The organism is Roseibium sp. MMSF_3544 (genome assembly GCF_030732845.1).
Lineage (GTDB): Bacteria > Pseudomonadota > Alphaproteobacteria > Rhizobiales > Stappiaceae > Roseibium.
In genome coordinates this window covers 78,480-85,841 of record NZ_JASHKA010000024.1, presented here as the reverse complement: position 1 = coordinate 85,841, position 7,362 = coordinate 78,480, and the positions used below count along the sequence as shown (strand labels likewise).

6 protein-coding genes are annotated in these 7,362 nt (G+C 58.2%); 3 read left to right on the top strand and 3 right to left on the bottom strand.

All coding sequences use genetic code 11. The annotated features are described in order from the left end of the window. Positions 1–207 (top strand): hypothetical protein (locus RBB47_RS25635; protein ID WP_305988751.1); only part of this gene is annotated, 207 nt, incomplete at its 5' end. On the opposite strand, the gene RBB47_RS25630 is transcribed toward RBB47_RS25635, so the two are convergent. The 3 genes from RBB47_RS25630 to RBB47_RS25620 all read right to left on the bottom strand — a co-directional run bounded on the left by RBB47_RS25630 (position 204) and on the right by RBB47_RS25620 (position 5,096). Next, the gene (locus RBB47_RS25630) at positions 204–2,870 is read right to left on the bottom strand and encodes a TRAP transporter large permease subunit (RefSeq protein WP_305988750.1); all 2,667 of its coding nucleotides are present in this window, start codon (positions 2,868–2,870) and stop codon (positions 204–206) included. The genes RBB47_RS25635 and RBB47_RS25630 overlap by 4 nt on opposite strands. 21 nt (positions 2,871–2,891) lie before the next feature. Continuing rightward, on the bottom strand, positions 2,892–3,920 hold the full coding sequence (locus RBB47_RS25625) for a TRAP transporter small permease subunit (RefSeq protein ID WP_305988749.1): 1,029 nt from the start codon (positions 3,918–3,920) through the stop codon (positions 2,892–2,894). A gap of 75 nt (positions 3,921–3,995) precedes the next feature. Further along, positions 3,996–5,096, bottom strand: a complete 1,101-nt coding sequence (locus RBB47_RS25620) for a TRAP transporter substrate-binding protein (protein ID WP_305988748.1) — start codon at positions 5,094–5,096, stop codon at positions 3,996–3,998. Between the two features lie 188 nt (positions 5,097–5,284). On the opposite strand from RBB47_RS25620, the gene RBB47_RS25615 reads away from it, so the two are divergent. Together RBB47_RS25615 and RBB47_RS25610 are read left to right on the top strand one after the other, a co-directional pair. Next, positions 5,285–6,646 carry a cache domain-containing protein gene (locus RBB47_RS25615; protein ID WP_305988747.1) on the top strand — a complete coding sequence of 454 codons (1,362 nt, stop codon included), beginning with the start codon at positions 5,285–5,287 and terminating at the stop codon, positions 6,644–6,646. Between the two features lie 4 nt (positions 6,647–6,650). Then, positions 6,651–7,319 (top strand): response regulator transcription factor, encoded by a 669-nt coding sequence (locus tag RBB47_RS25610; protein WP_305988746.1) that lies wholly within the window; start codon positions 6,651–6,653, stop codon positions 7,317–7,319. The last annotated feature ends 43 nt before the right edge of the window (positions 7,320–7,362 follow it).

Genomic DNA, 7,362 nt, shown 5'->3' with positions numbered 1-7,362 from the left:
ACTCACTTCCAGAGCGCGTCTTGCGACAATAATTCCAACCTCAAATCGTCAGAATTGAAGCAAGATGATCTGAGAGTAGGCCCCGGCTCGGCGCTGCGCTTGGCCGGGGTGACGCAAAGTCAATCCGGTCAAAATCCCCCCGCCTCCAATCAAAAAAAGCGGGAAGATTTCTCTCCCCGCTTTTCCTGTTCTGGTCCGACGCTTTAGAAGCTCAGAGAAATATCCCTGTGGTCGGAAAGGCAGCCGGCCACATCGAGCGCCATGTCATTCGGCAACCGGTCCTGCTGTCTTAGGCCGATATTGTTGACGATGGCTGCGTCATATTCTTCAAGCACCGGCAGCAGCTCGTTTGCAGCTCTTTCGCGCCAGGCCAGATCGGCCTGGAGTGCGGCAATCGAATTGTCGATCTCGGCAATGGCCGCTTCCGCATTGGGTTCACGGCTGCGCATGATCTTGCGGGCTTCGGTCAGGCCCTTGCGGATCTCGCTTGTGCCTTCGGCTTCACCCACCTTGGAGCGCATTTCGGCAATCACCTCGACGGCCGCTTCCGGTTCAAGCTGGGCCACCTGTTCTTTCAGCGCATCCAGCTCAGGTCCGAAATCGGCAACTGTCTGCACATCCGCGAGGATCGCTTTCAGTTCCACGATCGGCTCGTAAGCCTGGTCGACCGTGCGGCGGTAGGTCGTGCGTGCCGTGTTTTCCGCCTTCTGGATCTGGGAGAATTCGCCATAGACCTCTTCCCAGTTGTCCGGAATATTCTCCAGGATCGCGTCATGCTCCGCCTGAAGCTCTTCGATCCTCGCCTGGGCACGGGCACCCTGTTCCGGCGTGTAAACGGCACCCTCGCCAGACCGGTCGACGATGACCTGCAATTCCTCAATTCGGTGATCGATCCGGCGCGCATCACGCTCATAAGCCCGGACTTCGACATGGATCGGCTTGAAGTCGCCCGCAGCGGCTTGCACCTGATTTTCCGCCTCGCGGATCGCCTCCATCTGCGGCAAGGCTTCGCGGGCCTTTGCAAATCCTTCCACCAGATCGTCGCGGAGATCCTCAGGCAGGTAGCTCATGTCGACACCTTCCGCCTTTTCGATGGCCGCCAGGATCGTGCTGCCGTTTTGCTGGAAGTCCTCATAAACGAGCCTTTCCATGCAATATTGCAGGCGCGGGTTCTTCGGCGGCGGCGCGGTCTCCGACAGAAGCGTCGACCGGTTCGGCAGGTAGTTCACAAGCTGTGGGTAGAACCCGACAATGCCGAGGGCCACGAGCTGCAGCGCGATAAAGGCAATCACGCCCTTATACATGTCGATGGTCTTGACCACCGCCGGTGCCACACCTCGAAGATAGAACAGTGCAAAGCCGAAGGGTGGCGTCAGGAACGACGTCTGGATGTTCAGGCCGATCATCACGCCGAGCCAGACGGCGGTGACGTTCGCAGACGGATCTGCGAGCAGGATCGGGGCCACGATCGGCACGACAACCACGGCAATCTCGATGAAGTCGAGGAAGAAGCCGAGAATGAAGATCACCAGCATGACGATCAGGAACTGCGCCCAGAAACCGCCCGGCAACCCTTGCAGGAAGTCTTTGACGAGTTCCTCGCCGCCGAAAGCCCTGAATGCAGAGGTCAGCATGGCGGCGCCAAGAAGGATGATGAACACCAGAGACGTTGTTTTCGCCGTGTCGATCATCACGCCGCGCAGCGTGTCTTCAAGCTTCAGCGTCCGCCAGCCGGACCAGAAGATTGCAATCAGAAGCAGGGAAACGGCGATCAGGGCAAGCACCAGACCGAGCGCATCCTGACTTGTTTCGATGAGCTTGATATTCACCGCGCCAATGAAACTGATCACCATCGCCAGACCAAGAAGGGCGATGATCGCAATGATCGCAGGCGAATAAGCGCCACGCTCTCCTTCGCGCAGGCGATAACCGGCCATGATCATGGCACCGACGGCACCGATGGCACCGGCCTGGTTGACCGTCGCGATACCCGCGATGATGGAACCGAGAACCAGGAAGATCAGGGCCAGCGGCGGCACCAGCGTGATGACGACCTTGACCGCGAACTGGCGGGTAAACGTACCTTCTTCATGAACGGCAGGCGCCGCCTTCGGGTTCATCAGGGCAAAGCCGAGAATGAACAGCATGTAGAGCCCGACAAGGACGAGGCCCGGCAGGAACGCGCCGAGGAACATTTCGCCCGCACTTGTCGACACCACGGAGAAGTCCGACGGCATGGAAAGCTCACCGGTGCTGGCCTTATAGAGTGTCTGGCGCAGCGAGCCCGCCTGATCGACCGCGCTTGCCAACTGGTCGGCAAGAATGATGAGAACGATGGACGGCGGAATGATCTGACCGAGCGTTCCCGACGCCGCGATCGTGCCGGTTGCCAGCGGTACAGAGTACTTGTTGCGCAGCATGGCCGGCAACGAGATCAGACCCATGGCCACAACGGTTGCACCGACGATACCCGTGGTCGCTGCCAAAAGCGCGCCCACGAAGACGACTGAGATGCCGAGACCGCCAGGGACGGGACCGAACAGGCGGGCCATGGTCACCAGCAGATCTTCCGCGATCTTGGAGCGCTGGAGCATGATGCCCATGAAGACGAACAGCGGAATCGCGATCAGCGTGTCACGTTCAGCTTCCCAGTAAATGCCCCGGAAATTGGTAACACCCGCGCTGAGCCACTGGCCCGGTCCGCCATGGGCGAAATAGGCATCCGTATCACCGGCGAACATGTAGCCCGCACCGGCTGCGATACCGATGGTCAGGATGGCGGATCCAGGCAGGGCGAAGGCAACCGGAAAGCCAGAGCCGAGCGCGAACGCCATCAGGAGAACAAGAATAAGGAGGAAGAAGAGTTCCATTTCAGAAGATCTCGCCGGGCGTTAACTGACTGGATGGTTTTCGTGTTCCCGGCCGCCGGGCTCGCCGCGAATGTCGGCGATCGCGTCCAGGAAATAGGCCACGAACTGGATCAGCATGGAAACAGCGAACACGCCCAGGAAACCTGCCATGAGGTATTTCACATAGAGGCCGAAACCGGCCTGCGTCACCTCATAGGACAAGATCGGGCTGTTGATGATGTTCTGCTTGCCGCCCATACCGATGACGAGAACGACCGTACAAAGGCTCATGCCGAGAACCACCGAGCCGATCGCATTGACGTAGCCTTTCGTCTTCGCCGCCATGCCGGCATAGAAAACGTCGACACGCACATGCCCTTCTTCGCGCAGCGTGTAGGCACTCGCAAACAGGAACAGGGCTGCGTACCAGAAGCGCACGAGGTCGGCCAGGAAGGCCTGCTCGTAAGAAAAAACGAAGCGTCCGATAACGATGAGAAGTTCAGCGACCACGACCAGAAGAGCAAGCCAGGGAAAGGCCAGGATACCTCGGGTGAAGACCGCCAGTACAACCGACAACGCGATCAGCGGCATGTGAACATAGGCACCGCGGAACGCCGATCTTCCCAGGTCATTGGCTAGGCCTTCGCCGACCACTCCCGGCAGCAATCCCTCGATCCGCATGAAGGAGATGGCACTGTCGACAAGGCCGACGATCAGGACGGCAAAAAAGGCAGCTCGGATCAGGAACGTGTTGATGTTGCTGATGCGCTCACTGTCCTCTCGCAGGGTGTTTCCGTTGCGAAGGACATAGGCAATCGCCCACAGGACCAGAACGGCATAAAGCAGCAATTGCAGCCACGACCACATGATGGGCAGAGATCCGTTCGCCGGTCTGCCAAAGATTGGATCAATGCCGGGAAGATCTTGCCAATAGGTCAGATAGTTGTTGATCAGAAACGCTGCCATGACCGCAAGAATGATCCAGCCGAAGAGGCGGAATATGCGGGCACTGCCGGCATCGCCGGATTTCATGGCAGGCGAGCCGTCTTGAACCGTGTCCAAGGCCGTCATCGTGGCTATGCCTTTTTCGTCTTGTCAATGAAAGAGGGACGGGAAAGTTCCCGTCCCTTTGACACCAGGTTCCGCTTAGGACGGAATACCCAGAACGCGGTTGCGCTTGTTGGAATACGCGATGTCGGAAATCGCCATCCAGCTGCCAATCTCCTGGCGCGCATTGATGAAGCTTTCGAAGATCTTCTTGGCAAGCGGGGAGTGATCCATCGCTTCTTCCAGAACTTCCTGGGCTGCTTCACCGAAGGCGTCGTAGATTTCGTCGTTGAACTCGCGCAGCTCGACGCCGTGCTCGTTGATCAGACGGTTGAGGTAGACACCGTTGTTTGCGTTGGTTTCTGCCATCGTGTTGGCATTTTCTTCCGCGCAGGCTGCGGTGATGATGGCCTGATCGACTTTGTCGAGGCCGTCCCACCAAGCTTTGTTTGCACCCAGTGCAAGCATTGCGCCCGGCTCGTGCATGCCCGGATAGTAGTAGTACTTGGCGGCTTCGTAGAACTTCATGAAGTAGTCGTTGAACGGACCCACCCACTCGGTTGCGTCGATCGCGCCGGAGACAAGGTTTTCGTAGATCTGGCCACCCGGCAGGGAGACCGGAGACGCACCGAGTTTCGCCATGACGTCACCGCCCTGACCCGGAATACGCATCTTCAGACCCTTCAGGTCGTCAGCGGTTTCGATTTCCTTGTTGAACCAGCCGCCCATCTGGACGCCGGTGTTGCCCATGGCAATGTTCTTCAGGCCGAATTCGCCAGCCAGTTCGTCCCACAGCTCCTGGCCGCCACCGAACTTGATCCAGGCATCCATCTCGGTCACGGTCAGACCAAAAGGAACGGCGGTGAACGCAGCCCATCCCGGGTGCTTGCCTTTCCAGTAGTAGTCCGCGGCGATGTAAGCCTGTGCGTTACCGGAAGCGACTTCGTCGAAGGAGTCAAAAGCACCAACGCGTTCGCCGGCGGCGAAATACTGAACGTTGATACGGCCTTCGGTCAGTTCGGCAATACGGGCTGCCAGGCGCTGCGCGGGAATACCCAGACCCGGGAAGTCGCGCGGCCACGTGGACACGATGACCATGTCCTTGGTGCCTTGAGCGATTGCCGGAGCAGCAAGCGCGGAGCCAGCAGCAACACCACCGACGCCAAGACCAGCTTTTTTGATAAACGAACGACGATCCATTAGTTTCCTCCCTAATCGGACCAGTTATCGGACCGGAATACACCCTTGCACCGATCTCGACGTATGTCTAGTTGACGGTACGGCGGGAATGCTATTCGTGGTTCTGCGCATTTTCTCAGTAGTACTACCGAGATCTGCGCAATAGTTTTTCGGTTTCCGGCGTGAGTGCGCAATAGGGGGCAACTTTCGTGACCTTTAAGACAAAATTGCTACTTATAACGATCTTGCCACTGATCGCGGTGTCTTTCCTGATCGGCGGCACCACCTACTACCAGTCCCTGAAACTGATCAACGCCGAAACGCAATCCGTCGAGCAACGCATTCTTGCGGCCAAACGACAGGAGATCCGCAACTATGTCAGTCTGGCGCTGACCTCCATTGAACAGATCTACAAGGAAGAACCGGAAGGACGTGAAGCGGCTCAAGAAGAAGTGAAGGAAATACTGGAAAACCTGACCTTCGAATATGACGGCTACTTCTTCGTCTACACACTCGACGGTACCAACGTCGTTCATCCGAAGCTGCCCCATCTTGTGGGCGGTAACTGGTGGGATCTGCAAGACGACAATGGCGACTATGTGATCCGGAACCTCATTGCTGCGGCCAAGGGCGGCGGCGGGTTCCATCAGTATGTCTGGCACAAACCTTCGACCGGTTCGGTGGAGGAAAAGCTTGGGTATGCCATCCTTTTGAACAAGTGGGACTGGATGCTCGGCACCGGGCTCTATACCGATGACATTGCAAGGGAGGTCTCAGCGATCCGGTCCGACTTTGCGCATTCCATACGCCAGACGCTGCTGGTGACTTTCCTGATCACACTGGCCGGCATCGTCATCGCCGGGTCCCTGATTGCCGGCGTCCGCTTCTCTGAACAGCGCTTTGCCGACAGCAAGCTGAAGGAACTGACCAACCGGATCTTCCAGGTTCAGGAACAGGAACGCAAACGCGTCTCAACCGAACTTCACGACAGCATCTCGCAACTGCTCGTTTCCGTTCGCTACGGCGTTGAGATGATCCATTCGGAAGCAACGCGTGACCCGGACCTGCAGGTGCAGGCCGCCAAGTGTTTAAAGACGCTGGACGGCACGATCGCGGAGGTTCGGCGTATCTCAAGGGACTTGCGGCCAAGTGTACTCGACGACATGGGTCTCGCCGCCGCACTCGGAAGTCTCGGCAAGGAGATCCAGAACCAGTCCGGCATCAAGGTCAACGTCAACGCCGAACAGTGCCACAGTCGGCTGTCGGACGGTGCCAAGACAGCGCTTTACCGCGTTGTGCAGGAATGCATGACGAATGTTGCCCGCCACTCCCAGGCGAGCAAGGTGAACATTGATCTGAAAGTCGGAGCACAAAGCCTCACGCTGAGCGTTGCCGACAATGGTGTCGGCCTCCCGCGCCCGCTTCCCAAGACCGGTGGCCTCGGTTTCCGCAACATGCGCGAACGCATCGAAACGTATGGCGGCAAACTGATCCTGAGCCGCCGCTCTTCCGGCGGCACACGGATCAAGGTTCAGATGCCGTTCGACAATACCGCTGCAAAGGCAGCGTGATCCAATGACACTGAACGCCGCCGGTTCCGATTTCCCTGACAGACCGATACGCGTGCTGCTTGCCGACGACCATGAACTGGTGCGTGACGGCATCCGGGCCCGCCTGCAAAAAGTTCCCGAGCTGGAAGTGGTCGGCGAAGCGACAAACGGCCGCGAGGCCGTGCAGATGACCCGCAATCTGAAACCGGACGTGCTTTTGATGGACGTCTCCATGCCGGTCATGAATGGCCTGGAAGCTGCCATGGAAATCCGCAGAACCCAGCCCGGGGTCGCGGTGCTGATCCTGTCCATCTATGATAATCCCGAATATGTGCGCGGCGTGGTGCAGGCCGGTGCCCGCGGGTACATCCTGAAGGACATTTCTGCTCAAGAGATGATCACCGCCATTACCAGCGTCGCCTCGGGAGGCTATTTCTTCTCCTCCGCCATCGGGCCGAAGCTGGTCGGCGCCAACGCTTCAGCGCCGGTTGAAGACCCCTACGGGCTTACGGAACGCGAGCGACAGGTACTCACCGCCATTGCAAAGGGCCAGCCGAACAAGGAGGTTGCGAAGGCGCTTGGCATCAGCGTCCGCACCGTTGAATCGCATCGCCTCAACCTGCGCGAAAAGGTCGGCAGCAAGAACGCCGCACAACTTTACAAGGTGGCTCAAGAACTGGGATTGCTGGATTAGATGTCTTTCCGTTACACCTTCTTGAACTATTGAAATCCGGTAC

Excerpts from the sequence above, each read along its gene's own strand:
- RBB47_RS25625 (WP_305988749.1), bottom strand. The coding sequence starts at position 3,920 with ATGACGGCCTTGGACACGGTTCAAGACGGCTCGCCTGCCATGAAATCC.
- RBB47_RS25630 (WP_305988750.1), bottom strand. The coding sequence starts at position 2,870 with ATGGAACTCTTCTTCCTCCTTATTCTTGTTCTCCTGATGGCGTTCGCG.
- RBB47_RS25610 (WP_305988746.1), top strand. The coding sequence starts at position 6,651 with ATGACACTGAACGCCGCCGGTTCCGATTTCCCTGACAGACCGATACGC.
- RBB47_RS25620 (WP_305988748.1), bottom strand. The coding sequence starts at position 5,096 with ATGGATCGTCGTTCGTTTATCAAAAAAGCTGGTCTTGGCGTCGGTGGT.